The 23,503-nt window shown below is 71.2% G+C and carries 23 protein-coding genes and 1 tRNA gene; 14 read left to right on the top strand and 10 right to left on the bottom strand.

The window, feature by feature from the left end:
- The first annotated feature begins 327 nt into the window (after positions 1–327).
- Both orn and AC0699_RS33420 read left to right on the top strand, forming a co-directional pair.
- Complete coding sequence (orn, locus tag AC0699_RS33415; RefSeq protein ID WP_453659551.1) at positions 328–930, top strand: oligoribonuclease; 603 nt, start codon at positions 328–330, stop codon at positions 928–930.
- Positions 931–1,046: 116 nt separating this feature from the next.
- A tRNA-His gene (locus tag AC0699_RS33420) sits at positions 1,047–1,119 on the top strand.
- 401 nt (positions 1,120–1,520) lie between these two features.
- Here the strand turns inward: AC0699_RS33420 and AC0699_RS33425 are convergent.
- Together AC0699_RS33425 and AC0699_RS33430 are read right to left on the bottom strand one after the other, a co-directional pair.
- On the bottom strand, positions 1,521–2,105 hold the full coding sequence (locus AC0699_RS33425; protein WP_478667874.1) for an HD domain-containing protein: 585 nt from the start codon (positions 2,103–2,105) through the stop codon (positions 1,521–1,523).
- Between the two features lie 13 nt (positions 2,106–2,118).
- Positions 2,119–3,231, bottom strand: coding sequence for a helix-turn-helix domain-containing protein (locus tag AC0699_RS33430; protein ID WP_478667875.1), 1,113 nt, complete (start codon positions 3,229–3,231; stop codon positions 2,119–2,121).
- Positions 3,232–3,672: 441 nt separating this feature from the next.
- Here AC0699_RS33430 and AC0699_RS33435 point away from each other — a divergent pair, with 441 nt between their 5' ends.
- The 3 genes from AC0699_RS33435 (at position 3,673) to AC0699_RS33445 (ending at position 5,214) form a co-directional block, all read left to right on the top strand.
- Entirely contained in the window at positions 3,673–4,011 is a 339-nt protein-coding gene (locus AC0699_RS33435; RefSeq protein WP_478667876.1) for a DUF397 domain-containing protein, read from the top strand.
- Between the two features lie 2 nt (positions 4,012–4,013).
- Positions 4,014–4,190: a hypothetical protein gene (locus AC0699_RS33440; protein WP_478667877.1), complete on the top strand. Its 177-nt coding sequence runs from the start codon at positions 4,014–4,016 to the stop codon at positions 4,188–4,190.
- A gap of 295 nt (positions 4,191–4,485) precedes the next feature.
- Positions 4,486–5,214 carry a DUF6879 family protein gene (locus tag AC0699_RS33445; protein WP_478667878.1) on the top strand — a complete coding sequence of 243 codons (729 nt, stop codon included), beginning with the start codon at positions 4,486–4,488 and terminating at the stop codon, positions 5,212–5,214.
- 292 nt (positions 5,215–5,506) lie between these two features.
- Here AC0699_RS33445 and AC0699_RS33450 read toward each other — a convergent pair whose 3' ends face one another.
- The gene (locus AC0699_RS33450) at positions 5,507–6,622 is read right to left on the bottom strand and encodes a LacI family DNA-binding transcriptional regulator (RefSeq protein WP_478667879.1); all 1,116 of its coding nucleotides are present in this window, start codon (positions 6,620–6,622) and stop codon (positions 5,507–5,509) included.
- Between the two features lie 223 nt (positions 6,623–6,845).
- Between AC0699_RS33450 and AC0699_RS33455 the strand changes: the two genes are divergently transcribed.
- The 5 genes from AC0699_RS33455 to AC0699_RS33475 all read left to right on the top strand — a co-directional run bounded on the left by AC0699_RS33455 (position 6,846) and on the right by AC0699_RS33475 (position 12,439).
- Positions 6,846–8,159 carry an ABC transporter substrate-binding protein gene (locus AC0699_RS33455; protein ID WP_478667880.1) on the top strand — a complete coding sequence of 438 codons (1,314 nt, stop codon included), beginning with the start codon at positions 6,846–6,848 and terminating at the stop codon, positions 8,157–8,159.
- A 14-nt stretch (positions 8,160–8,173) separates the two neighbouring features.
- Positions 8,174–9,205: a carbohydrate ABC transporter permease gene (locus tag AC0699_RS33460; protein WP_478667881.1), complete on the top strand. Its 1,032-nt coding sequence runs from the start codon at positions 8,174–8,176 to the stop codon at positions 9,203–9,205.
- A gap of 69 nt (positions 9,206–9,274) precedes the next feature.
- Positions 9,275–10,141: a carbohydrate ABC transporter permease gene (locus AC0699_RS33465; RefSeq protein WP_478667909.1), complete on the top strand. Its 867-nt coding sequence runs from the start codon at positions 9,275–9,277 to the stop codon at positions 10,139–10,141.
- 70 nt (positions 10,142–10,211) lie between these two features.
- Positions 10,212–11,630: a GH1 family beta-glucosidase gene (locus tag AC0699_RS33470; protein WP_478667882.1), complete on the top strand. Its 1,419-nt coding sequence runs from the start codon at positions 10,212–10,214 to the stop codon at positions 11,628–11,630.
- Positions 11,615–12,439, top strand: a complete 825-nt coding sequence (locus tag AC0699_RS33475) for an alpha/beta fold hydrolase (protein ID WP_478667883.1) — start codon at positions 11,615–11,617, stop codon at positions 12,437–12,439. Before AC0699_RS33470 ends, AC0699_RS33475 begins: the two co-directional genes overlap by 16 nt.
- A 176-nt stretch (positions 12,440–12,615) precedes the next feature.
- On the opposite strand, the gene AC0699_RS33480 is transcribed toward AC0699_RS33475, so the two are convergent.
- The 4 genes from AC0699_RS33480 to AC0699_RS33495 all read right to left on the bottom strand — a co-directional run bounded on the left by AC0699_RS33480 (position 12,616) and on the right by AC0699_RS33495 (position 16,474).
- Positions 12,616–14,100 (bottom strand): glycoside hydrolase family 18 protein, encoded by a 1,485-nt coding sequence (locus AC0699_RS33480; RefSeq protein WP_478667884.1) that lies wholly within the window; start codon positions 14,098–14,100, stop codon positions 12,616–12,618.
- A gap of 138 nt (positions 14,101–14,238) precedes the next feature.
- On the bottom strand, positions 14,239–15,645 hold the full coding sequence (locus AC0699_RS33485; protein ID WP_478667885.1) for a sensor histidine kinase: 1,407 nt from the start codon (positions 15,643–15,645) through the stop codon (positions 14,239–14,241).
- Positions 15,642–15,788, bottom strand: coding sequence for a hypothetical protein (locus AC0699_RS33490; protein WP_453659541.1), 147 nt, complete (start codon positions 15,786–15,788; stop codon positions 15,642–15,644). The genes AC0699_RS33485 and AC0699_RS33490 overlap by 4 nt, the downstream gene beginning before the upstream one ends.
- On the bottom strand, positions 15,785–16,474 hold the full coding sequence (locus AC0699_RS33495) for a response regulator transcription factor (protein ID WP_469769949.1): 690 nt from the start codon (positions 16,472–16,474) through the stop codon (positions 15,785–15,787). The genes AC0699_RS33490 and AC0699_RS33495 overlap by 4 nt, the downstream gene beginning before the upstream one ends.
- 69 nt (positions 16,475–16,543) lie before the next feature.
- Between AC0699_RS33495 and AC0699_RS33500 the strand changes: the two genes are divergently transcribed.
- A complete protein-coding gene (locus tag AC0699_RS33500; RefSeq protein WP_478667886.1) occupies positions 16,544–17,098 on the top strand; it encodes a hypothetical protein in 555 nt (184 codons plus the stop codon).
- Between the two features lie 129 nt (positions 17,099–17,227).
- Here AC0699_RS33500 and AC0699_RS33505 read toward each other — a convergent pair whose 3' ends face one another.
- Both AC0699_RS33505 and AC0699_RS33510 read right to left on the bottom strand, forming a co-directional pair.
- The gene (locus AC0699_RS33505; RefSeq protein ID WP_478667887.1) at positions 17,228–18,094 is read right to left on the bottom strand and encodes a spermidine synthase; all 867 of its coding nucleotides are present in this window, start codon (positions 18,092–18,094) and stop codon (positions 17,228–17,230) included.
- An 80-nt stretch (positions 18,095–18,174) separates the two neighbouring features.
- Positions 18,175–18,654 carry a hypothetical protein gene (locus tag AC0699_RS33510; protein WP_478667888.1) on the bottom strand — a complete coding sequence of 160 codons (480 nt, stop codon included), beginning with the start codon at positions 18,652–18,654 and terminating at the stop codon, positions 18,175–18,177.
- A gap of 272 nt (positions 18,655–18,926) precedes the next feature.
- On the opposite strand from AC0699_RS33510, the gene AC0699_RS33515 reads away from it, so the two are divergent.
- The gene (locus tag AC0699_RS33515) at positions 18,927–20,375 is read left to right on the top strand and encodes a tetratricopeptide repeat protein (RefSeq protein ID WP_478667889.1); all 1,449 of its coding nucleotides are present in this window, start codon (positions 18,927–18,929) and stop codon (positions 20,373–20,375) included.
- A gap of 183 nt (positions 20,376–20,558) precedes the next feature.
- On the opposite strand, the gene AC0699_RS33520 is transcribed toward AC0699_RS33515, so the two are convergent.
- Entirely contained in the window at positions 20,559–21,155 is a 597-nt protein-coding gene (locus tag AC0699_RS33520; protein WP_478667890.1) for a histidine phosphatase family protein, read from the bottom strand.
- Positions 21,156–21,284: 129 nt separating this feature from the next.
- Between AC0699_RS33520 and AC0699_RS33525 the strand changes: the two genes are divergently transcribed.
- On the top strand, positions 21,285–22,310 hold the full coding sequence (locus AC0699_RS33525; RefSeq protein WP_478667891.1) for a phosphatase PAP2 family protein: 1,026 nt from the start codon (positions 21,285–21,287) through the stop codon (positions 22,308–22,310).
- The gene (locus AC0699_RS33530; RefSeq protein ID WP_478667892.1) at positions 22,240–23,382 is read left to right on the top strand and encodes a hypothetical protein; all 1,143 of its coding nucleotides are present in this window, start codon (positions 22,240–22,242) and stop codon (positions 23,380–23,382) included. The genes AC0699_RS33525 and AC0699_RS33530 overlap by 71 nt, the downstream gene beginning before the upstream one ends.
- The last annotated feature ends 121 nt before the right edge of the window (positions 23,383–23,503 follow it).

The following is a 23,503-nucleotide window of genomic DNA, read 5'->3' on the forward strand; positions in this document are numbered from 1 at the left end:
CAGGAACGGAAACAACCCTCCCCCTACCCCTACCCCCACGCCCCCACCCCTCCCCCGGCCCACCTCACCCCCCCTCATTTTTGTCCTCCCTCCCCCCGCCCCCCCCCCCCCCCCCCCCCCCCCCCCCCACTTCCCGCATCACCGGACACCTCTGTGCCGGAGACCTCTGTGCCGGACACCTCCGTACCGGAGACCTCTGTGCCGGACACCACCGCACCGGACACCTCCTGGACCGGCCGACGTGGTGGATGCGAGTGAGGGAGCCGGGCGAAAGCCATCGGCACGCGACGTCACCCCCCGATCGCCGGTCGGCCTAAGGTAGGACGCATGAACGATCGCATGGTGTGGATCGACTGCGAGATGACCGGGCTCTCGCTGGCCGACGACGCACTCATCGAGGTGGCCGCGCTGGTCACCGACTCGGAGCTGAACGTGCTCGGTGAAGGGGTGGACATCGTGATCCGCCCGCCCGACGCGGCCCTGGAGACCATGCCCGAGGTGGTGCGGCAGATGCACACCACATCGGGCCTCCTCGACGAGCTCGCGGGCGGCACGACGCTCGCCGACGCCGAGGAGCAGGTCCTCGCATACGTGCGTGAACACGTCAAGGAGCCCGGCAAGGCGCCGCTGTGCGGAAACTCGGTCGGCACCGACCGGGGCTTCCTGCTCCGCGACATGCCGAAGGTGGAGGAGTACCTCCACTACCGGATCGTCGATGTCTCCTCGGTCAAGGAACTGGCCCGCCGCTGGTACCCGAGGGCGTACTTCAACAGTCCGGAGAAGAACGGCAACCACCGGGCTCTCGCCGACATCCGCGAATCCATCGCCGAGCTGCGCTACTACCGCGAGGCGATCTTCGTCCCGCAGCCCGGCCCCGACTCGGACACCGCGAAGTCGATCGCGGCGCGCCACGTCCTGCCCGCGCAGTAGGCCCGGGGCGTGCCTTGTGCGCCACGCCCGCGACAGGGGGACGTAAACGCGGGCGCGAGCACCCTCTCGGACCCTGTACACTTTTTCTCGGCCGGTCGGGAAAGCGACCGGTCATGGTGGGTGTAGCTCAGCTGGCAGAGCACCTGGTTGTGGTCCAGGATGTCGCGGGTTCAAGTCCCGTCACTCACCCTGATTGATCAGCCGGTGACCTGCGAAAGCAGATCACCGGCTGATCTTGTTTCGTTTCGGGTCGGCCATCGGCCAAACCGCCGTGTCAGAACGCGCGGAGCCCGCAGGGTAAGCCGGGGGAGCCGGGAGCGGCAGTGACGGCCACCGGACCGCAGGGCGCGCAGGAGCCGACCGGGCCGACGGGGCGGGCTGCCCGGCCGGCTACAGCGGGCACGTCCCCGCCGATGGTCCGGACGCTCTCGTGTGCCGCCGTGACGGGGCCCCGCGGCCGTCACCCGAACCCTCACAGCGTTGCGGACTGCTGACCCCAGGACTCGACCCGTACCGCCGTCAGTACCCGTGACACGATGCGCCCCCTGCCTGATCCCTTACGGGGTCGGGCAGAGGGCGTCTTCGTGCGTTCAGGCTCCCGGCTTCTCACCCAGGGCTGCACGCAACCAGTCCAGTGGCCCCTGGCTCAGCAGCTCATCCGCCAGCCGCCGGCCCGTCTCCGTGACGATGCGGCTCCGGCTGTTGTCGATCCACCTCTGGGCGCTCTCGTAGCCCTGTGCCCGGTACTCAAGGCCCTGCAGCATGCACTCCAGCTTGTCCGCATCCCGCGCGCAGATCGCCTCGGGCGATTCCTTGGCCTCGTACTCCGCGACCAACTCCCGCACTGTCGAGGCCAGCTGCTCCGGCATACCCGCCACTTGGTCCGCTGTCACCGCCTGCGGGTCCGTTTCCTCGGAGTACTTCTTCCCCAGGTGGTTGACGTCGCCCGTGCGCGTTTCCTGCGAGTCGTGCCACACCGCGAGGAAGGCGGCGCGAGCCGGGTCGGCGCCTTCCAGTCTGGCGATGATCGACGCGATCAGCGAGGTTCGCCAGGCATGCTCGGCGACGGATTCGGGGTCACGTACCCCGGCCATCCACCAGCCCGTGCGGCGCGTGTGCTTGAGCGTGCCCGCCTCGTACAGGAAGTGCGCCACCGCGGACAGGTCGTCAGCCACAGCTGCTCTCCTCTCACGCCTCGGAAAGGCGGATCGCGTACCGGATGTTCTCGAGCTCGCGGCGAGCCCTCGCCGACAGCTCGCCGCTATCCAACATCACAGGGAGTCGATCACGTAAGGCGCGCCCGGCTCCGCTGGACCGGAGGAGGTTCGACCGGGCTGCGAGAAGTGTCCACATCGTGTGGACGTTGAGGTCGAAGAACCCGTGCTCGGGGGTAAGACCGCGCACCAGGTGGTGCAGCAGCCTGTCGCCGGGCCAGTTGCGAGGATCCTCGATGGCGATGAAGTCGTCTGACAGCTGTACGTGGGGCGCCTCACCGATCCAGTACGCCCAGTAGTTGAGGTTCGCGGCCTCGCTCGCGTCGTCGCCGTCCAGGGTGCCGATGAAGTACGCCATGTGCTCACGGTCCCCTTGCCGCGCCGCGACTGCGGCCACGGAGCGGGCGTTCAGCCACTGCGTCAGCCAGTCGTCGGGCCGGTCCGTGCGCTGCTGGTGGGCAAGCCACTCGCCGGTATCTGGGGCGGAGTCGTACCCAGCCAGATAGAGAGCCTGGCGGCGGAGCAGGAACTGGTGGGGGCCGCGGGCGGTCTCGGCGGTCCGCCGCATGCGGGAGAAGAACCGACTGCGGTCGCCGACCGACAGCTCCGGGCCCTTGGGCACCGGCCCCCGGCGCGGCCGGGAGGGCTCGGGCAGGTCCCGCAGCGGGGTGGGGGTAACCCCGTTGAGGGGCCAAGTGAGGACCTCGACGAGGTCGCGCTGCATCACCCACGCGCCCAGCGGGTCCTCATCGGCCGGCGCCTCCTCGCCCAGTGCGCTCGCCAGCAGTACGTCGGCCTCCATTGCTCGTTCGAGGGCGAGGAGGAGAGTCGGCGCGGCGCCGAGCTGGAGCAGTCGATGGCGGTGGACGAGCATCTGGCCCAGGGGTACAGCGGTGAGAGGCCGGCGCCCTGACTCCCACCCGGCAACCGTGTCGGCGGCGACCCTCATGTACTCGGCGAGGCCTTCCTGGGTGAAGCCGAGTTGTTCGCGGACCAGACGCAGAACATGGCCGGAGACGATGCCGCTGCGATGGCGCGCGGCTGTTCCCTGACTGCCAGTCGGGGTGGATCGCTTACTGCCGCCCATTGCGCTCCCCTTGGCCCGTCAGCAGCGGAGGGATACCCGTACCCGCGGTCACTACTTCCGGACAGCTCCGCTTTCTACCGTCTTAGTCAGTGACAGCGAGCAACTCAGCGTAGTCGAAGGAGGGGCAGGCGTGAACGAGAAGACGCTGCCGTACACCACGGACGACCGGGTCGCCATCCCCTGCTACTGCTGGATCAAGAAGCCCCGCACATGGACCCCGCTGCACCGAGGACCCGGGCCACGACGGCGACCACTACGACTGGGCCTCTGGGCAGAGGTGGCCGAACCGCGGCCCGGAACCCCAGTGAACTCCCGCCCGCTGCCATTGCGGCGGCTTGGGCAGCGGGCGGGGCGCAAGACCCCGCCTCCGCACCCCCACCCTGGACAGGTCGAGTGCGGAGGCGGGTTTCACATCCACACCCATATCAGGAGGCACCAGCCGTGGGAACCATCAGCAACGGCCGGACGACGAAGGCCTACGAGAACCTGACCGCTCCCGGTCTGGACTGGCGCAAGGCAAGCCGGACGGACCTGGACCCGATCCTCAAGGACTGCGTCATCCTCGCCGAAGCGCCGGACGCCAAGGACCACCCGCACCCGCACATCCCGGACGGCACCCGCATGGTCGCACTGTCCGACGACAAGGACCCCGCCAGCCCGGTCCTGTACTTCACCCGCGCCGAGATCGGGAAGTTCTTCGAGGGCGTGAAGGCCGGCGAGTTCGACGACCTCATGCCGACCCACGGGGAGATGGTGCAGGCCGCCGCCGTGGCGCGCTGACCATGAACGCCCGGCAGGTCAACACGGCGTTCGCGCACGTGCAGAAGCAGTACAACCGCACCCCGTGCCGGGAATGCCGAGGCCGGAACACCGTCGCCCTGGTCTATGAGGGCGCGGTCGTCGTCTCCTGCGAGGACTGCGGCGGCGCAACGCGCAAGGGCCAGCTCGTGCACCGCTGACCCGCCCCACGAACCGCCCCACGAACCGCCCCGGCCCGCCGTCCCCCGTCGGCCGGCCGGGGCTCTTTCATCTGGCCAGAAAGTGTCGGCTCGTCGCGACGGGCGGACTGTCCTGCCGCGTAGAGCATGTGCGGCTGTCTCACGAGGTCTGCGAGCTTCAAGCTCCGGCAGAGGCGCCGCCGTCCCTCTCGCGCTGCGTGCGCGGGAGCGGACCTCTCGTGCGTTCGCGCCCTGTTGTGCGCCAGGCTCGCACGGTTACGGTGCGCCGCACACATCGACCCGCGAAGGGGGACCCATGGCCAGGCAACTGCGCAAGGTTGGCACCAACTCGGGCAACAACGGCTGCCTCACGCTGTACCGGATCGAAGGCACCGACACGTGGCTGATCCAGGGAGACCGCGTCACCGACCCCGACGAGCTCGCCCAGCTCGAGAACCTCACCGTCGAGGAGGGCGCCGCCACGGTGCCGCGTGAGCTCCTTGCCAACTTCGGCCCCAGGGAGCCCGTGCACGTGCCCGAGATGATCACCTTCGACGAGTTCGACGGCATGTTCATCGCCTTGAAGCACTCCGCGTGGCGGCTGGAGTCCCGCCGCCGCTACGCCTCCGACGAGGCCGCCGATACCTACGCCCGGTTCGCCCGGGGCGAGACGGTCGAGTGGGACCTCGCCGACCCGTGGTGCGTGGAGCGTCGTGAACAGACCGCACTCGGGAGGCGGTTCGAGCGCGTCCGGATCCTCGACGAGCCGGCCACCGAGGGGCAGCGGTACCTCCTCGACACCGCCCGCCGGAACGCGGCGGTGGGCGAGGACATCCGCACCCTGACCCGCGGGAAGGCCGAAGAGCTGCGGCTGCCCGCCGAAGACTTCTGGATCTTCGACGGTCGCGTTGTCGCGCGGCTCCACTTCGACGCCGACGACCGGATGACCGGTGTCGAGCTCATCACCAATCCGGCCGAGGTCCTGCCGTACTTGCAGGCCCGCGAGGCCGCCTGGCACTACGCCGCCCCGTACGACCAGGCGTAGCCGGTGCCGTCCGTGGGGTGAGCACCGATTGCCGGCAGTCCAGGGTGTTCCAGGGTGTAGCTCGGCGCGCGGCCAAGAGAGCTGCGCGCCGGGCTCACCGGACGGGACGCGTGCGTCGCCTGCGGCAAGCCGTTGACGCGCGGCGCCGTACCCCGAGACAAGGCCCCTCGCCGACAAGGTGCCCACGTCCTCGATGCCGAGGTGTGGGCCTGCCCGTGAACCGCGCCCGCGCGTCGGCGTCGGCGCGGGCGCGGGGCGCGTGGCGCGGGCCGCATGACGGCGCCGACCGCGTTCACGACGACTCGCGCACCACCAGCTCGGTCGGCAGAACGATCCTCGGCCGTTCCGGTCGCTCCCGCCGGTCCCGCCCGCTCCGGTCCGCTATCTCCTGGAGCAGGACGCCCGCCATCGTGCGGCCCATCTCCTCGATCGGCTGGCGCACACTGGTGAGCGCCGGGTCCATGTGGCGGGCCACGGCGGAGTCGTCGAAGCCGACCAGGGCGACGTCGTCGGGGATGCGGCGGCCCGTCTCGCGCAGGACCTGGCGGGCGCCGGCCGCCATGACGTCGGAGGCGGCGAAGACCGCGTCCAGAGCGGGCCGGCGGTCCAGCAGTTCGCGCATGGCCCGGCGGCCGCCCTCCTCGGTGAAGTCGGCGGGTGCGACTAGCTGTTCGACGGGGGCGACGCCCGCCGCGGCGAGGGCCTTCCGGTAGCCGTCGAGGCGGCACTGCGCACCGTAGACGTCGAGGCGGCCCGTGATCGTCGCGATGGTGCGGCGGCCCCGGGACAGCAGGTGTTCGACGGCCGCGCAGGCGCCCGCGGTGTTGTCGGAGTCGACGGCGGCGAGGGGTTCGTCCGCTGAGCGGCGGCCGCTGATGACGGCCGGGATCGCGAGCTGTTCGAGGAGGTCGGGCAGCGGGTCGTCGGCGTGCACGGACACCAGCAGGACGCCGTCCACGCGGTCGGCGGTCAGGTACTGGGCGAGCCTGCGGCGTCCCCGGTCCGAGCCGGCGAAGGTCAGCAGCAGCTGCATGTCGGTGTCGGCGAGGGCCGCGCCGACACCGCGCACGATGTCGGAGAAGTACGGCTCCGCGAAGAACCGTGCCTCGGGCTCGGGGACGACGAGGGCGATGGCGTCGGTGCGGTTCGCGGCGAGTGCGCGCGCCGCGCGGTTGGGCACGTATCCGAGCTCGGCGACGGCCGCCTCGACGGCGGCCCGGGTCTCGTCGCTCACCCGCGGCGAGCCGTTGATCACCCTGGAGACCGTGCCGCGGCCGACTCCGGCGCGCGCGGCGACCTCTTCGAGGGTCGGTCTGCCTCCGCTGCGGCCGGACGTCCTGGCTCCGCCGCGTGTTCCGCCGCGGGCGGCACCGGCCGCCCGGGCACCGGCGTTCCGGCGATCCACCATGATCCGCCTCCCGTGCTCCGCTGGCCGAGAACATTACGCGTCGAGTGCCTTGACACCCCTCCGGGGAGCCGCGAACCTTCAACACATCACGTATGGGAGCGCTCCCACCGTACCTGACTCATACAGAACCCGCACGTTCCCCGCCCGAGCCGCAGCTTCAACGAACGGGCGCACCACGACAGTTGGCCGGGGGGTCGGCACGTCAGGGCACAAGGAGGACGCAATGCGCAGGACCGTAATCCTCGCGGTCGTCGCCGCGCTCGGCGCCGGGCTGCTGGCCGGCTGTGCCGAGGACAGCGACGAGCCCGCCGGCGGCAGCTCGAAGGGCGGGGGCGGCGGACAGGGCAGGACCACGATCACGGTGGGGGTCTTCGGAGCCTTCGGACTCAAGGAGGCCGGGCTCTACGACGAGTACATGAAGCTCAACAAGAACGTCGAGATCAAGCAGACCTCGATCGAGCGCAACGAGAACTACTACCCGCAGCTGCTCACCCACCTGGGCAGCGGCAGCGGCCTCGCCGACATCCAGGCCGTCGAGGTCAACAACATCGCCGAGATCACCGCCACCCAGGCGGACAAGCTGGTCGACCTGGGCAAGGCGGAGGGGGTCAGCAAGGACAGCTTCCTGCCCTGGAAGTGGGCGCAGGCCACGAACAAGGACGGGAAGACGATCGGGCTCGGCACCGACATCGGCCCGCAGGGCATCTGCTACCGCAAGGACCTGTTCGCCAAGGCCGGGCTGCCCACCGACCGTGAGGCCGTCGGCAAGCTCTGGGCGGGCGACTGGAACAAGTATCTCGCGGCGGGCAAGCAGTTCAAGGCGAAGGCCCCCAAGGGCACGGCCTTCGTGGACTCCGCGACCGGCGTGATGAGCGCGATCACCGGCAGCAGCGCCAAGCGGTTCTACGACGAGAACGGCGAGGTCGTCTACAAGACCAACCCGGCCGTGAAAGAGGCCTGGGACATCGCCGCCTCCTTCGCGACCGAGGGACTGACCGGCAAGCTCCAGCAGTTCACGCCCGCCTGGGACCAGGGGTACGCCAACGGCACCTTCGCCACCGTCTCCTGTCCGGCCTGGATGCTCGGCTACATCCAGGACAAGGCGGGAGCGGCCGGAAAGGACAAGTGGGATGTCGCATCGGCGCCGAAGCCCAGCAACTGGGGCGGCTCGTTCCTGATCGTCCCCGAGGCCGGCAGGAACAAGACCGAGGCGGCCAGGCTCGCGGCCTGGCTGACCGCCCCCGAGCAGCAGGCGAAGCTCTTCGAGAAGCGCGGCAGCTTCCCGAGCGCGTCCGCCGCGTACGCGCTGCCCGCCGTGTCCGGCGCCAAGCACGAGTACTTCGCGAACGCCCCGATCGGACAGATCTTCTCGCAGGCCGCCAAGGGCATCCCGGTGACCATCGTCGGCCCGAAGGACCTGGTCATCGCCCAGAACCTGGGAGACATCGGCATGCTCCAGGTCGACCAGAAGGGCAAGTCCTCGAAGGAGGGCTGGGAGGCCGCGGTGAAGGCCATCGACAACGCACTGGACCAGTGACAGGGACCGGACCATTGACCGGTACGGCACGTGACGCCAACGCCGCCGCGCCCTCCCGGGGGGAGGAGGGCGCGGCCCGGGCGCGACGATCCCCTTCGGCAGATGCGGCGGACCCCGTCGCGGCCGAACGGCGCCGCGCGCGGCGCAGCCGCTGGTACCGGCGGGACGTGCGGTGGAGCCCGTACGCCTTCGTCGCGCCGTTCTTCGTGTTCTTCGCGGCCTTCGGGCTCTTCCCGCTGCTCTACACCGGCTGGGCCTCGTTGCACCGCGTGGAGCTGACCGCGCCGAACGACATGGAGTGGGTGGGGCTGCGCAACTTCACCCGGCTGCTGGAGGACGAGTTCTTCTGGAACGCACTGAAGAACACCTTCACCATCGGGCTGATCTCCACGGTGCCTCAGCTGCTCATGGCACTGGTCATCGCCCACCTGCTCAACTACCGGCTACGCGGCTCGATGTTCTTCCGGGTCGCGGCGCTCACTCCGTATGCCACGTCGGTGGCCGCGGCGACGCTCGTGTTCGTGCTGCTCTTCGGGCGCGACTACGGAATGGTCAACTGGGCGCTGGGCCTGGCCGGGATCGATCCCGTCGACTGGCAGAACGGCACATGGACCTCGCAGATCGCGGTCTCGACGATCGTCATCTGGCGCTGGACGGGCTACAACGCGCTGATCTATCTGGCGGCGATGCAGGCCATTCCCAACGACCTGTACGAGTCCGCCGCACTGGACGGGGCCTCGCGCCGGCAGCAGTTCGTCCATGTCACCATCCCCTCGCTGCGGCCGACCATCCTCTTCACCTGTGTCGTGTCGACGATCGGCGCGACCCAGCTCTTCGGCGAGCCGCTGCTCTTCAACGGGAGCGCGGGCGCGACGGGTGGCGCGGACCACCAGTTCCAGACGCTCGGGCTCTATCTGTACGAGCAGGGCTGGGTGAATCTGCATCTCGGCCGGGCCTCAGCGATCGCCTGGACGATGTTCCTGATCCTGCTGGTGATCGGCGCGGTGAACTGGCTGTTCGTGCGCCGGCTCCGCAAGAGCGTGTAGGGGGCTGATGTGCTGACGACGAAACGGCCGACCGTTCCGGCGACGAAGCAGCCGACGGCGGAGCAGCCGGTGGCGGAGCAGCTGGTGGCGAGGCGGACGCGACGCGGCGCCGGACGGCAGCTGCACGGCGGACGGATCACCTACGCGGTACTGGTGGTCTTCACCATCGGCTCGCTGTTCCCCCTGGTGTGGACGGCGATCGCGGCGTCCCGCAACAACACCCGGCTCGCGCAGACTCCCCCGCCCTTCTGGTTCGGCGGCAATCTCTTCAGGAATCTGGAGATCGCCTGGACCGACGCCAACATGGGCACGGCACTGCTCAACACGACCGTCGTCGCGGGCTCGATCGCGGCGGGCACGGTCGTCTTCTCCACGCTCGCCGGCTTCGCCTTCGCCAAACTCCGCTTCCGCTTCAAGAACCTCCTCCTGCTGCTGGTGATCGGCACGATGATGGTGCCGCCGCAGCTCAGCGTCGTACCGCTGTACATGCTGATCGCCGAGCTGTCCTGGACCGACCAGCTGCAGTCCGTCATCCTCCCCACGCTCGTCAGCGCCTTCGGCGTCTTCTTCATGCGGCAGTACCTGAGCGAGGCGCTGCCGACCGAGCTGATCGAGGCGGCCCGGGTGGACGGGGCGAGCAGCTGGCGCGTGGTGTGGCATGTCGTCTTCCCGGCCGCGCGGCCGGCGATGGCGGTGCTCGGCATGCTGACCTTCGTGATGGCCTGGAACGACTTCTTCTGGCCGATCATCGCGCTGACCCAGAACGGCAGCCCCACCGTGCAGGTGGCGCTGACCGGGCTCGGCCGCGGCTATATCCCCGACCAGTCGGTGATCATGGCCGGCGCGCTGCTGGGCACGCTGCCGCTGCTGCTCGCCTTCGTGATCTTCGGGAAGCAGATCGTCGGCGGCATCATGCAGGGCGCGGTCAAGGGCTGACACCTCCTCGCCTCGTCACCTCCTCGTCTCTTCGCCCCCTCTTTCGTACGCATACGTTGGGAGCTTCTCCATGTCTGTCAGCTTTCCGCCCGGATTCCTGTGGGGCACCGCCACTGCCGCGTACCAGATCGAGGGCGCCGTACGGGAGGGCGGCCGCACGCCGTCGATCTGGGACACCTTCAGCCACACGCCCGGCAAGGTGGAGAACGGGGACACGGGCGATGTGGCCGTCGACCACTTCCACCGCCGCGCCGAGGACGTCCGGCTCGTGGCGGACCTCGGCGTCAACGCGTACCGCTTCTCGGTCTCCTGGCCGCGCGTCCAGCCCACCGGCCGGGGCCCTGCCGTCCAGCGCGGCCTCGACTTCTACCGCGCCCTCGTCGACGACCTGCTGGAGCACTGCATCACGCCCCTGCTCACCCTCTACCACTGGGATCTTCCCCAGGAGCTGGAGACCACCGGGGGCTGGCCCGAGCGGGACACCGCGAGCCGCTTCGCCGACTACGCCCGTATCGTCGCGGAGGCGCTGGGTGACCGGGTGGAGCGGTGGACCACCCTCAACGAGCCCTGGTGCAGCGCCTTTCTCGGGTACGGATCCGGTGTGCACGCACCCGGCCGCACCGACCCGGTGGCCGCGCTGCGTGCGGCGCACCATCTCAATCTGGGCCACGGGCTGGCCGCCCAGGCGCTGCGCTCCACCCTGCCCGCCCGCGCCCAGGTGTCCGTGAGCATCAATCCCAGTGCCGTCAGGGCCCGTACGCGGTCGGCCGCCGATCTGGACGCCCAGCGCAGGATCGACGCGCTGGCCAACCGCATCTTCACGGACCCGATGCTGCACGGCACGTACCCCGCGGATCTCCTCACGGACACGGCGAACCTCACCGACTGGTCGTTCGTCCACAGCGACGATCCGGCCGTCATCCGGCACCCCCTCGACTCGCTCGGCATCAACTACTACTCACCCGCTGTTGTATCAGCAGCCACTGACAGTGACGGTCGGGCCGCCGAACGCAACGACGGTCATGGCGCGAGCGAGCACTCTCCCTGGCCCGGTGCCGACTCGGTTGCCTTCCACCAGCCGCCCGGCGACGTCACCGAGATGGGCTGGGCGATCGACCCGACCGGGCTCCACGACCTGCTGATGCGCTACAGCCGTGAGGCGCCACGCCTGCCGCTCGTGGTCACCGAGAACGGAGCGGCGTACCCCGACAAACCGGCCGCCGACGGCAGCGTCCACGACCCCGAGCGGATCCGCTATCTGCACGGTCATCTCTCCGCAGTGCACCGCGCGATCGCCGACGGAGCGGACGTCCGGGGCTACTTCCTGTGGTCCCTGATGGACAACTTCGAGTGGGCGTACGGTTACGGCAAGCGCTTCGGCGCCGTGTACGTCGACTACGACACTCAGGTCCGCACCCTCAAGTCCAGCGCCCGCTGGTACCGGGAGCTGGCCAGGACGGGGGTGCTACCCGATTGCTCCACCACCTGACGACGGACGACGGGGTGCGGCTGTGGGCCGAGCGGACCGGAGCGGGCGAGCCCCTGGTCCTGTGCCACGGCGGTCCCGGGCTGTGGGACATGTTCCGCGAGGTGGCCGCGGCGCTCGCCGATGACGCCGCGGTGCACCGCTGGGACCAGCGCGGCTGCGGACGGTCCGAGCGCCGCGGCCCGTATTCCCTGGCCTGTTCGGTCGCCGATCTGGAGGCCGTACGACAGCACTTCGGGCTGGAGCGGATGGCGCTGCTCGGCCACTCCTGGGGTGCGACGCTGGCCCTGCGGTACGCACTCGACCATCCGGAGCGCGTGTCGCGGCTGGTGTACGTGTCGGGGACCGGAATCGGCCCCGATTCCGAGTGGCACGCCGCGTACCGCGACAACAGGGACCGTGCGCTCGGCCCGCACCGGGCACGCTGGATGGAGCTGCGGGGGCGGGCCCGTACGGAGGCGGAGGACAGGGAGTTCTGCGTGCTGCAGTGGTCGGCGGAGTTCCCGGACCGCAACCGGGCGCTCCAGCAGGCCGCGCGCATGGCCACCCCCTGGTTCGGGGTGAACCTCGACTGCAACAGCGCCATCAACGCCGAGCTGACCGAGACCATGGGCACCGGGCGGTGGCACGCCGAGTGCGCCGCGCTGGAGGTGCCCGTCGTGATCGTGGACGGCGAGCTGGACATCCGCCCCCGTACGGCGGTCGACTCCCTGGAGCAGGCACTCCCCCAGGTCGAACGGGTCGTGCTCAAGGGCGCGGGCCATCAGCCGTGGGCCGAGGACCCCGAGGGGTTCCGGGCCGCGGTGCTGTAGCGGCCGGGCAGGCGCGTGCCCCGGCCGGGTGGGGGGAAGTCCGGCCGGGACACGCTTGTGGGGGTGGAGGGGCTGCGTACAGCCGTGGCCGGCGCCTGGCGACCGACGCCTGACGGCCGGCGGCAGCCGACGGCCGGCGGCAGCCGACGGCCGGCTCTTGCGCCGGCCGTCGGCGGCTACTTGTAGGCGGCGAACGCCTTGGTGAAGGCCAGCGGCTCCTGGAGGATCGAGCTGCAGGTCGCGTCGGCCGAGTTCTGCGCGCCGCCTGGGCACTGCTTGTCACGGGTCGAGGACCACATCGCCAGCCAGCCGATGCCCTTCGACCTCGCGAAGTCGACCAGCTGGGTCGCGTCGTCGACCTTGAAGATCTCCGTCGTGACGTCGTTGACGCCGATCATCGGGGTGACGGCGACGGTCTTCCAGGCCGCCGCGTCCGAGAGGCCGAGCACGCCCTTGATCTGCGCCTGCGTGGCGGTGGCGGCCTGGATCGCATAGGTGCCCATGTCGCCGCTGTACGCCGGTCCGTAGTCCATCGCCATGATGTTGACGGCGTCGGTCCGGACGCCGTTCTTCTTGGCGTCCGCGAGCAGATCGACACCGGGCTGCGTCAGGCCCTCCGGCATGACCGGCAGGGTGAAGGAGACGTCGAGGCCCGGGTGTTCCTTCTGGAGCTGCGCGATGGCCTGCGAGCGGCGCGTGTTGGCGGCGGTGTCCGGCAGCGCGGCGCCCTCGATGTCGAAGTCGACCTTGGTGAGCTTGTACTCGTCGATGACCTTGCCGTAGGCCTTGGCGAGATCGCCGGCCGAGGAGCAGTTGAGGGCCAGCTCGTGGCCGGCGGCGCCGCCGAAGGAGACCCGGACGTCACCGCCCTTGGCGCGCAGGGCGGATATCTGCGCGGCGACCTTGTCGTTCGCGAGGTCGGTGACACCGCCCCAGAGCGGGGCGCAACTGCCGCCGGAGGTGATGAAGGCGAGGGTGAAGTCCTTCACTCCGGTCTTCGCGGCGGTGTCGAGCATGTCGTACGCCGGGTAGAGGGACGTGTCGATGTACGGCGCGAACTTGCCGCCGCCGCCCGTCGGGGCCGTGGGCGTTGCGGTGGCGGTCGGCTGCGGGGTGGCCGTCTGGGTCGGCGTCCCTGTGGGGCCGGGGGTCGCGGTCGCCGTCGCCGTCGGCGTGGGGGTGGGCTGATCCGTCGGGCGGCCGCTCGGCTGCGGCGTGCCGCCTTCGTCGATCGAGCAGGTGACCTTGTTGATGAGACAGCCGGACGGATCGCCCGCCGCGCCGCTCGCAGAGGTCACGAAGCCGACGGTGACGGAGGCGCCGGGCGCCAGCTCCTTGTTCCAGCTCGCCGGCTTCACGGTGATGTGCTGCCCGCTGACGGTGTGGTCGCCGTTCCAGAGGGAGCCGATCTTCGTGCCGGCGGGCAGATCGAATTCGAGGGTCCAGTCCGACTGGGCCTTGCCGGTGTCGTTGGTGATGACGTATTGGCCGGTGTAGCCACCGTCCCAGGAGCTGGTCCTGGTGTACGCGGCGCCCACCGAGGCCGCCTGTGCCGTCCCGGTGAACGCGAACGCCGCGCCGCCGATGACCGCGGCGGCCACCACCGCGCCGATCGCCTTCGTCCTGCCGCTCGCCCTGCGCCGGTGCGTGCTGGTGCCCATCGCGTGCCTGCCTCTGCGTTACGGAAGTGGGGGTGCGGCAGCACGCTAGCGATACCGAAACGGACAAATAACAGGATCCGGACGCCGGTTGATGTTCTTAGGGCACGCTTAAGGACCCCATCGGGGGCGATTAATGGTTCAGACCTCTGCGCCTCTGCGGCTTCCCGGACCGCTCTTCTTGCGCCGCCCCATCCGGTGCCCGAGACGCCCCTGCGAGCGCTGGGCGCCGCCCAGCCCGATCCAGATCCGGACCTCGGTACCGCCGAGCACCGAGTGCCCGATGCGTACGTCGCCCCCGGTCGACTCGGCGACCCGGCGCACGATGTCCAGGCCGAGCCCCGTCGAACCGTCCCTGGCCCCGCTGTTGCCCCTGGCCAGCGCCGCCTCCGGGTCGGCGATCCCGGGACCCGCGTCCGACACGAGCACGATCACCGCGTCGTCGCCGTTGTGCACGTCCACCGAGAAGGCGGTGCCCTCCGGGGTGTGGCGGAAGACGTTTCCGAGCAATGCGTCCAGCGCGGCGGCCAGTTCGGGCCTGGCCACCGGAATCCGCACCGGGCGGTCCACGCCCGCGAGCCGCACCTTGCGCGCCTCGTCCTCCGCCAGCGCCGACCAGAACTCCATGCGCTCGCGCACGACTTCGGAGACGTCGCAGCCCGCACCGGGACCGGTCGCCTGCGTCTGCGGCTTCGCCTCCCGTGCCGTACGGATGATCGTGTCGACCTCGCGTTCCAGCTGCGCGACGGCGGCCCTGGTCTGATCGGCGGCGGGGCCCGTGCCCAGCGAGGCCGCGTTGAGCCGGAGCACGGTCAGCGGCGTACGCAGCCGGTGCGAGAGGTCGGCGGCCAGCTCCCGCTCATTGGCGAGCAGCTGGACCACCTGGTCCGCCATGGAGTTGAAGGCGATCGCGGCCGACCGCAGCTCCGTGGGGCCCTCCTCCGGGACCCGGGCCCCGAGCCTGCCCTCGCCGAGGTCGTGCGCGGCGCCCGCGAGCCGCTGGGCCGGCTGGATCATCCGTACGCCCAGCCGGTCGGCGACCGCGACCGAGCCGACGATCAGCGCCATGCCGACCCCCGCCAGCACCAGCCAGGCGGTGGTCACACCGTTGCTGACCTCGCCCTCCGGGACGAACACCTCGACGACCGCGATCTTCCCCGAGCTGAGCGCGGTGGGCTGGAGCAGCGCGGAGCCGTCGGTGACCTCGGTGATGGAGGCGCGGCCGATGCGCTGGGTGGTGGCGAGGTCCTTCACTGCGGCCCGCCGGGTGCCGATCTCCAGATCCTGGCCGCCGGTCTCGTCGGTCGCGGGCACGTGCACGGCCATCCGGCCCGCCGCACCGGCCTGGGTGGAGGCCACGGCCCGCTCCAACTGGCCGCGGTCGGTGGTGATGGAGAGCGTGGGGCCGATGGCGGCGGCCTGCCGTTCCGCGTTGGAGAAGGCCCGGTCCCTGGCCATCTCCTGGATGACGAGCCCGAGCGGTACGGCGAAGGCGACCACGACCATCGCCGTGACCGCCAGGCAGACCTTGACCAGCGCCCATCTCATCTTCTTCTGCTCTCCCCCAGAGCCACCGCCTGGGCGGTGCCCCCATCTCCGCCCGCGCGCCGCAGCTGTGCGGGCATCGTCGTCATCTGCAGCCCGGCGGCCGCCCCGCCGCGGTAGCGGCTGATGTCACGGCCGCCGCTCACTGCGGCGGCTCCAGTTTCACACCGACGCCCCGAAGGGTGTGCAGATAGCGGGGGCGAGCGGCGGTCTCCCCCAACTTCCGTCTCAACCAGGACAGATGCACATCAATGGTCTGGTCGTCGCCGTACGACTGCTGCCACACCTCGGCGAGCAGTTCCTTGCGCGGCACGACGACACCCGGCCGTCCGGCGAGGAAGGCGAGCAGGTCGAACTCCCGCCGGGTCAGATCGAGCCGGCTCCCGTCCAGTGCGGCCTGACGGCGCAGCGGGTCGATCGAGAGGCCGCCGACCTGGATGACCCTGCTGGGCGGCGCCTCGCCCGCCGTGGCCCGGGAACGGCGCAGTACGGCCGCCATCCGGGCGGACAGGTGCTCGACGGAGAACGGCTTGGTGAGGTAGTCGTCGGCGCCGTCGTTGAGGAGCCGCACGATCTCCGTCTCGTCGTCCCGCGCGGTCGCGATGATGACCGGTACGTCGGTGATGCCGCGCAGCATCTTCAGCGCCTCGGCCCCGTCGAGATCGGGCAGCCCGAGGTCGAGAATGACCACGTCGAAGCGGAAATGGGCCACCTCGCGCAGCGCCTCCAGGGCCGTCCCGACGCTCCGTACGGTGTGGGAGGCCTCGGTCAAGTGCCGGATGAGGGCGGAGCGCACGAACTGGTCGTCCTCGACCACGAGCACACTTGCCATGGGCGGCACCGTACGCCATCCGGAGTAGGACGGTCCCCCTCGGGACAGACGGGACACGCGTGGTGCAGTATGGCCCGGATGCGGAGAGGACTCGTACACGCCATGGCGTGGTCGCTCGCCACGGGCGCGGCGGTCACGCTCTCGTGGTGGGGTGTGCACACGGTGATGGCGGGCACGGCGTACGACCGGCCGCGCGCGCTGCCGATCACGACGGACGCGCGGACGACGCAGGGCGCCCCGCCCCAGTCGTCCTCGACCCGGCACCCCGAGTCCCCGTTGCCCTCGGCGACCTCGGGCACGAAGCCGGACAACACCCGCAAGCCCTCGGCGACATCGTCGGACGACGACGAGCCGAGCAGCGGTCCGAGCCGGACCGAGCCCCCTTCCTCGTCTCCGCCGTCGGGAAATGTGAAGAGCTACACGGTCGAGGGCGGCCGGGTCGCCTTCGACATCGGGCCCGCGTCGGCGGAGCTGGTCTCGGCGACCCCGTCCGGCAGCTGGACGATGCAGATCTGGAAGCAACCCACTTACATCCGGGTGACGTTCTCCCAGAGCGGCCGGGAGATCGACGTGTTCTGCACCTGGCACGACACGGCTCCGCGCGTCGAGATCGAAGAGCGCTGAGCGCCGACTTACGCCTGCCTGCTTACGTCTGCCTACTCTCGCTTGCTTACTTGCGCCTGCCGAGGGCCGACTGCCGACTCACGCCTGACGACTGCCGAGCGCCGACTACCGAGCGCCGGAGGCTGAGCGCTACCGGAAGGCCGACGGCGGCGGTACGGGCGAGGGCCTGGCGCTCGCGTCCGTCACCACGGCCGCGCCGCCCGTGAAGTCCGCCAGAGCCTTGCCGTGTTCGACCCGTCCGGCGTGCGGGTCGCTCGCGACCCGGCGGGTCAGTTCCGCTACGGGCAGCGGCTGATCGGAGCCCAGCAGTACGGCGTTGCCGAAACGGCGGCCGCGCAGCACGGTCGGGTCCGCGGCGAGGGCGAGTTCGGGAAAGACGGTCGCGGCGGTGGCGATCTGACCGCGCAGATGGGCGAGCGGCGGGCCGTCGGCGAGGTTGGCGGCGTAGTGACCGCCCGGCTTCAGCACCCGGCGCACCTCTGCGAGGAACTCCGTGGTGGTGAGGTGCGCCGGGGTGCGGGCGCCGCTGAAGACGTCCGCTATGACCAGGTCCGCCCAGCCGTCCGGAAGTTTGCCGAGACCGGCGCGGGCGTCGGTGGAGCGGACCCGTATCCGGGCGCCCGGGTCGAGCGGGAGGCGGGCGCGGACGAGCTGGACGAGCGGTCCGTCCACCTCGACGATCTGCTGGGTGGAGCGCGGCCGGGTCGCGGCGACGTACCTCGCGAGGGTGAATGCGCCGCCGCCGAGGTGGACGGCGTTCACCGGCCGGCCCGCGGGCGCGACGAGATCGGCGACGTGGCCGAGGCGGCGCTGGTACTCGAAGGTCAGCAGGGCGGGGTCGTCGAGGTCGACATGGGACTGGGGTGCGCCGTCGATCAGCAGCGTCCAGCCGCGGGGCCGCTCCCGGTCGGGGACGAGCTCGGCGAGCCCGCCGTCCACGGTCTCGACGACGGCCTCGGGTGCCGCGGACCGCCCGCGCTGCCTGTTCCTTGCCACCAGGCCATTATCCCGGGGCGCGACCGGCCCTGCGCCGCCCGGCACCGCCCCCCGTCGCCCCGTCGCCCCCGCGCCGGTCCTTACGGGAGCTGGATGCTGTCCGCCGCCTCGATCAGGCGGGCCGCCTCTCCGAGGGCCTCGCGGAGCACGACCGGGTCGGTGACCGGACCGGTGTCACCGGGCGGCAGCAGCCAGCCGCTGCCGCTGACCGGGGGCTCCGCCGGCACTGCCGGGGCGCCGGGCGCCCCGTGCTCGACGGGCAGGCGCAGTCCGCGGCCCGACGTCTGCGTACAGGCACTGCCGGGCATGTCCCAGCCGGCCGCCGTGCCGGGCGGCACCAGGAAGCCGAGCGTGTCGCAGCTGCCGTCGTGGAGCACGGGCCCGACGGCCGGGGCCCCGCCGCGACGCAGGATGTCCACCGCTTCCAGACCCTGCCTGGCCGGTACCGTCACCAGGTCGCAGGGCCCCTCGGGGCCCGGGGGCATCGACGCCGGTGTCGCGCTGTACTCCTCGGTGGGCAGGTGCTGAGCACTCGTCCGCGAGCCACCGCTGGTCTCCATGCCGACCTCCAACAAGGGAACCCTCCTCGCCGAGTAGGGACACGTATCGCGTCCCTGCAGGGTTCAACGCCCGCCCGCGTCAACGGCTACGGCGGCACGCCGCCGCAAAGGATGGCAGTTCATGGCGGATCGTGGGTGAGATATCCCGTTTGTAGCCAAACGCTGCGTACCCGACCCGTCACAGCAGGTACGTTCTTGCCCCGCCGGCGCAAGGAATCTCACCGTCCGAAGACCTGAGAAGGCGTCGGCTCGTACCAGGAGAGGGCTCGGCCATGGCGTCGTCACGGGCAGTTCCCAACCTCATGTTCCGGCGGCTGCGCGGACAGCGCTCACCGGGAGAGTTCGCGGCGCTCGTACGCAGGGCCGCGCGGGAGATCGGCGAGCAGGTCGCCTGTGACGCCCGCTACATCGGGCGGGTTGAGGCGGGTGAGATCCGCTGCCCCAACTACGCCTACGAACGGGTCTTTTTGCATATGTTCCCCGGTCTGACACTGGCGGATCTGGGGTTCTCGGCCCGCGAGGCGGTACGGGGCCGGGGAGCCCGGGACCGAACGCCGCGGCCCTCAGATCCGTACAACAGCAGCAACGGCACCAACGGCACCCCCAGCGCCGAGAGCACCAACTGCACTGACTGCAACGACTGCACCAACAGCACCAACAGCACCTATAGCAACGAGGAGAGCGACGTGCTGCGTCGCGCATTCATGACGAACGGCACCGTCGGCGTGGCGGCCGCAACCCTGGGCCTCGGTTCACTGCCCGGGACCGAAGCGCTCCGTTCCGACGTTCCCCGGCAGCGGATCGGCGAGTCGGAGGTGCGCGCGGTCGAGGAGGCCGTACGACAGATCCGGCTGCTCGACGACCGGCACGGCGCGGACGGGCTCTACCGGCGCGCCTCACAACCGCTGCGCACGGCGTACGCGCTGCTCGACGCCGGTGCCACGACCCGGGGTTCGACCGCCGGACGGCTCGCCGCGGGGGCGGGCGAACTGGCCATCTCGGTCGGCTGGCTGGCCCATGACTCGGGCCGCTTCGAGGACGCTCGCTCGCACTACGCGGAAGCCCTGGCGACGGCGCGGGTCGCCGGGGACCCGGGCCTCGAGGCGCACGCCTTCAGCAACACGTCGTTCCTCGCCAGGGACGCGGGCCGGCACCGGGAAGCGGTACGTGCCGCGCAGGCCGGGCAGCGCGCGGCCGGACAGCTGGCGTCGGCCAGGCTGCTGGCCCTCCTCACGCTGCGCGAGGCGGGCGGCTGGGCCGGTCTCGGCGACCGCAGTGGCTGCGAGCGGGCGCTGTACCGGGCCCATACGCTCTTCGGCCGCGGGCCCTCGGACACGGATCCGGAGTGGATGTCCTTCTTCGGCGAGCCGGAGCTCCAGGCTCTGGAGGCGCAGTGCTGGTCGGCCCTGGGCGACTGGTCCCGCGCCGCCCGTCACGCGCATCGCGCGACGGCCCTCCAGGACCCGCACTTCGCACGCAACCTCGCCCTGTACCGGGCACAGCTCGCCTCCGACCTGGCCCGCGCCGGTGCCCTCGCCGAGGCCGCCGTGGCCGGCGAGCAGGTCCTCGACCTCCTGGACGGCCAGGTCCAGTCCTCCCGTATCCGCGCGATGCTCGCCGACACCGCCCGGCTGCTCACGCCCCGTCGGCAGGCAGCCGGGGTGGCCGGGTTCCTGGACCGTTACGCGGCGACGGCGAAGGCGGCCGCGGCGGTGCACTGACGCGCACGCCGACGCGGGTACGGAGGGGTCACTGCGGCACCGCGGGTACCGCAGTGGGTCTGCGGTACCGCCGGGTGCGACGCAGGGATTACCGCGGCATCGCGGGTACGCAGGCGCTACTGCGGTACTGCGGCTACGCAGGGGCTACTGCGGTACCGCTCCACTGCGGGTACGAAGGCGCGCTCAGGTGCCCAGGTGGCCCGTGTCGTTCCACCGCTCGATCGCCGGGGCTCCATAGGCCCAGCCCAGTGCCGACAGACTGGTGGGGTCGAGCTTGATGCGGGCGGCGAAGGACACGTCCTCGCCGATCCAGCGGGCACCCAGGACACGCAGGATGTGGCCGTGCGCGAAGAACAGGCAGTCGCGGTCGGCCGAGCGCGCCCACTCGATGACCCCGTCCGCGCGGGCGGCGAGCTGGGCCTTGGTCTCCCCCTCGGGAACGCCGTCGCGCCAGATGAACCAGTCGGGGTCGACGGCGTGGATCTCAGCCTGGGTCATGCCCTCGTACGCGCCGTAGTCCCACTCCATCAGCGCGTCCCACGGCTGCGCACGGTCGGCGAATCCGGCGAGTTCGCAGGTCTCGCGGGCGCGGATCAGCGGGCTGGTGCGGATCTCCGCGTCCGGGAGGCCGTCCCAGGGCGACTTGTGCAGCCGCTCCCCCAGCAGCTTCGCGCCACGCCGCCCCTCGTCGAGGAGGGGGATGTCCGTCCGGCCGGTGTGCTTGCCGAGCAGGGACCACTCCGTCTGTCCGTGCCGGGCGAGGAATATCCGCGGTGCCATAGGTCCATCATCACCCATCTGAACGCGGCGTGAACCACGAGCAACCCCCGGCCCTCTCCACGCGTCCCGTACACCGTACAGTCTTCCGGTGGCCGACGGCCGCACCAACATCGGATGGAGAGCGTCCGGATGCCGCAGACCGCGCATACGAGCCGACACCCCCGGCTTCGCTGGTGGACCGAGCTGCCACTCGTCCTCGTGGTCTACGTCGCGTACTCGGCAGGCCGGCTGCTCGCGCGCGGCGACGAGTCGACGGCGGTCGGACACGGTCTGGGAATACTGGGCATCGAGCGGGATCTCCGGCTGAACCTGGAGCATCCGCTCAACAGACTGTTCACCAGCACCCCCGCGCTCGGCATACCCGCCGACTTCGCGTACGCCTCACTGCACTACCTCGTCACCCCGGCGATCCTGATCTGGCTGTTCCGCCGGCGCCCCGCCCACTACCGGGCGGCCAGGACCTGGCTGATGACTTCCACCCTCCTCGGGCTGATCGGCTTCACGCTCATGCCGACCTGCCCGCCCCGGCTGCTGGACGCCGGGCACGGATTCGTCGACACGATGGCGCAGTACAGCTCGTACGGCTGGTGGGGCGGCGAGGCGAGCGCACCGCGCGGTCTCGGCGGGATGACGAACCAGTTCGCCGCGATGCCGAGCCTGCACGTGGGCTGGGCGCTGTGGTGCGGGGTGATCCTGTGGCGGTACGGCCGCGGCCCGCTGGCGAAGGCGGCGGGTGTCGCGTATCCGCTGGTCACCGCGCTCGTGGTGATGGGGACGGCGAACCACTACTTCCTGGACGCGGTCGCCGGGGTCGCCGTGATGAGCGTGGGCCTGCTGCTCACGCGGCCGGCGATGCGGCTCACGGACGGGGTCAGGGCCCGCTTCGCCGGGGCCGGGGCGGGGGCCGGGGCAGGGGCCGAGGCCGGGGCCGGGGCCGGGGATGCGGTCGAGGAATCGGCCAGGGTTTCGGTCGGGGCCTCGATCGAGGAGTCGGCCGGGGAATCGGCCGGGGCTTCAGCCGGGGAAGGGGTCGGAGTGGACGACAAGTCCCCGATTGTCAGTGACGGATGCAAGACTTCCGCGGGTGAGCACATCCCTGCACAGCGGACTTCCTCCACAGGCGTCGGCGACAGCACTCCGGCAGCGACTCGCTGAGCTGCGCGGCCCGTCCACCGCGCCGCATCCGCTCGACGCCCGCGCGCTGGCGGCCCTCGCCGCCAACCCCGGGTGCAAGCGGCGCGCGCTGCTGGACGGCGCCGGGGTGGACAAGGCCGCGCTCGCACGGGCGCTGGGTTCGCCGGCTCCGTTCGGCCAGTCCCAGTTCGCCTTCATGCGGGGAAACGCGTTCGAGGCCCGGGTCAAGGCCGACGGCGGTACGGAGCTGCTGCGGCTGCTCGGCGTCGCCGACCCGCAGCAGGCACGGGTCCCCGATCTCACGGCGGCCGGCCCCCAAGGGCGTGCGGCACGCACGGCGCTGGCCCTGCGGGAGGCCACCGGCGCGGGAGCGTGGACACTGCTGGACCATCCGATGCTGGCGCTGGAGGTGGCGGGCTCACCCGCGTATCTGGAGCCGGACGCGGTCGTGGTGCATCCCGACGGCCGGTGGACGGTCGTGGAGATCAAGTCCTTCCCGATGATCGACAGTTCGGCGGACGCGTCGAAGGTGGGCGCGGCGGCGCGCCAGGCCGCGGTGTACGTGCTGGCGCTGGAGCGGGTCGCGGCGCTGACGGAGGGGGCGTCGGTGGCCCACTCGGTGCTGCTGGTCTGCCCGAAGGACTTCTCCAATCTGCCGGCCGCGTCGGTCGTCGACGTACGCAAGCAGCTGTCGGTGACACGGCGGCAGCTGGCCCGGCTGACCCGGATCGAGGACATCGCATCGGCGCTGCCGGACGGGGTCAGCTTCGATGTGGAGTCCTGCTCGTCCGGCGAACTGACCGCGGCGGTCGAGGCGGTCCCTTCGGCGTACGCCCCTGAGTGCCTGTCCTCCTGCGAGCTGGCCTTCCACTGCCGCGAGCGGGCGCGCGACGCGGGCGCGGTCGAGTCCCTGGGACGGGCGGTCCGGGGTGAACTGGGCGGTCTGACGGAGGTCGCCGAGGTCCTGTCGGCCGCCCGCGGCGAGTCGGGTGACCCGGCGGACCCCACGGTCGCCACGCTGCGTCGGGCGGCGGCACTGCGGGCCGAGGCGCTCGGCGCGGGGGCCTGCGGCGCCGGGCGGGGGGCGGCGTGACGTCGACGGCTCGCGCCGCGCGCGGCGGGCGGCAGCCGGCGGTGACGACCGGCCTCGCGCCCCGCGCCCTCGGGGGCGCGCCGAAGATTTGCGCGGATGCCATCACCCTCGGGGGCGCGCC

It is taken from the genome of Streptomyces sp. NPDC043870, from assembly GCF_056435785.1.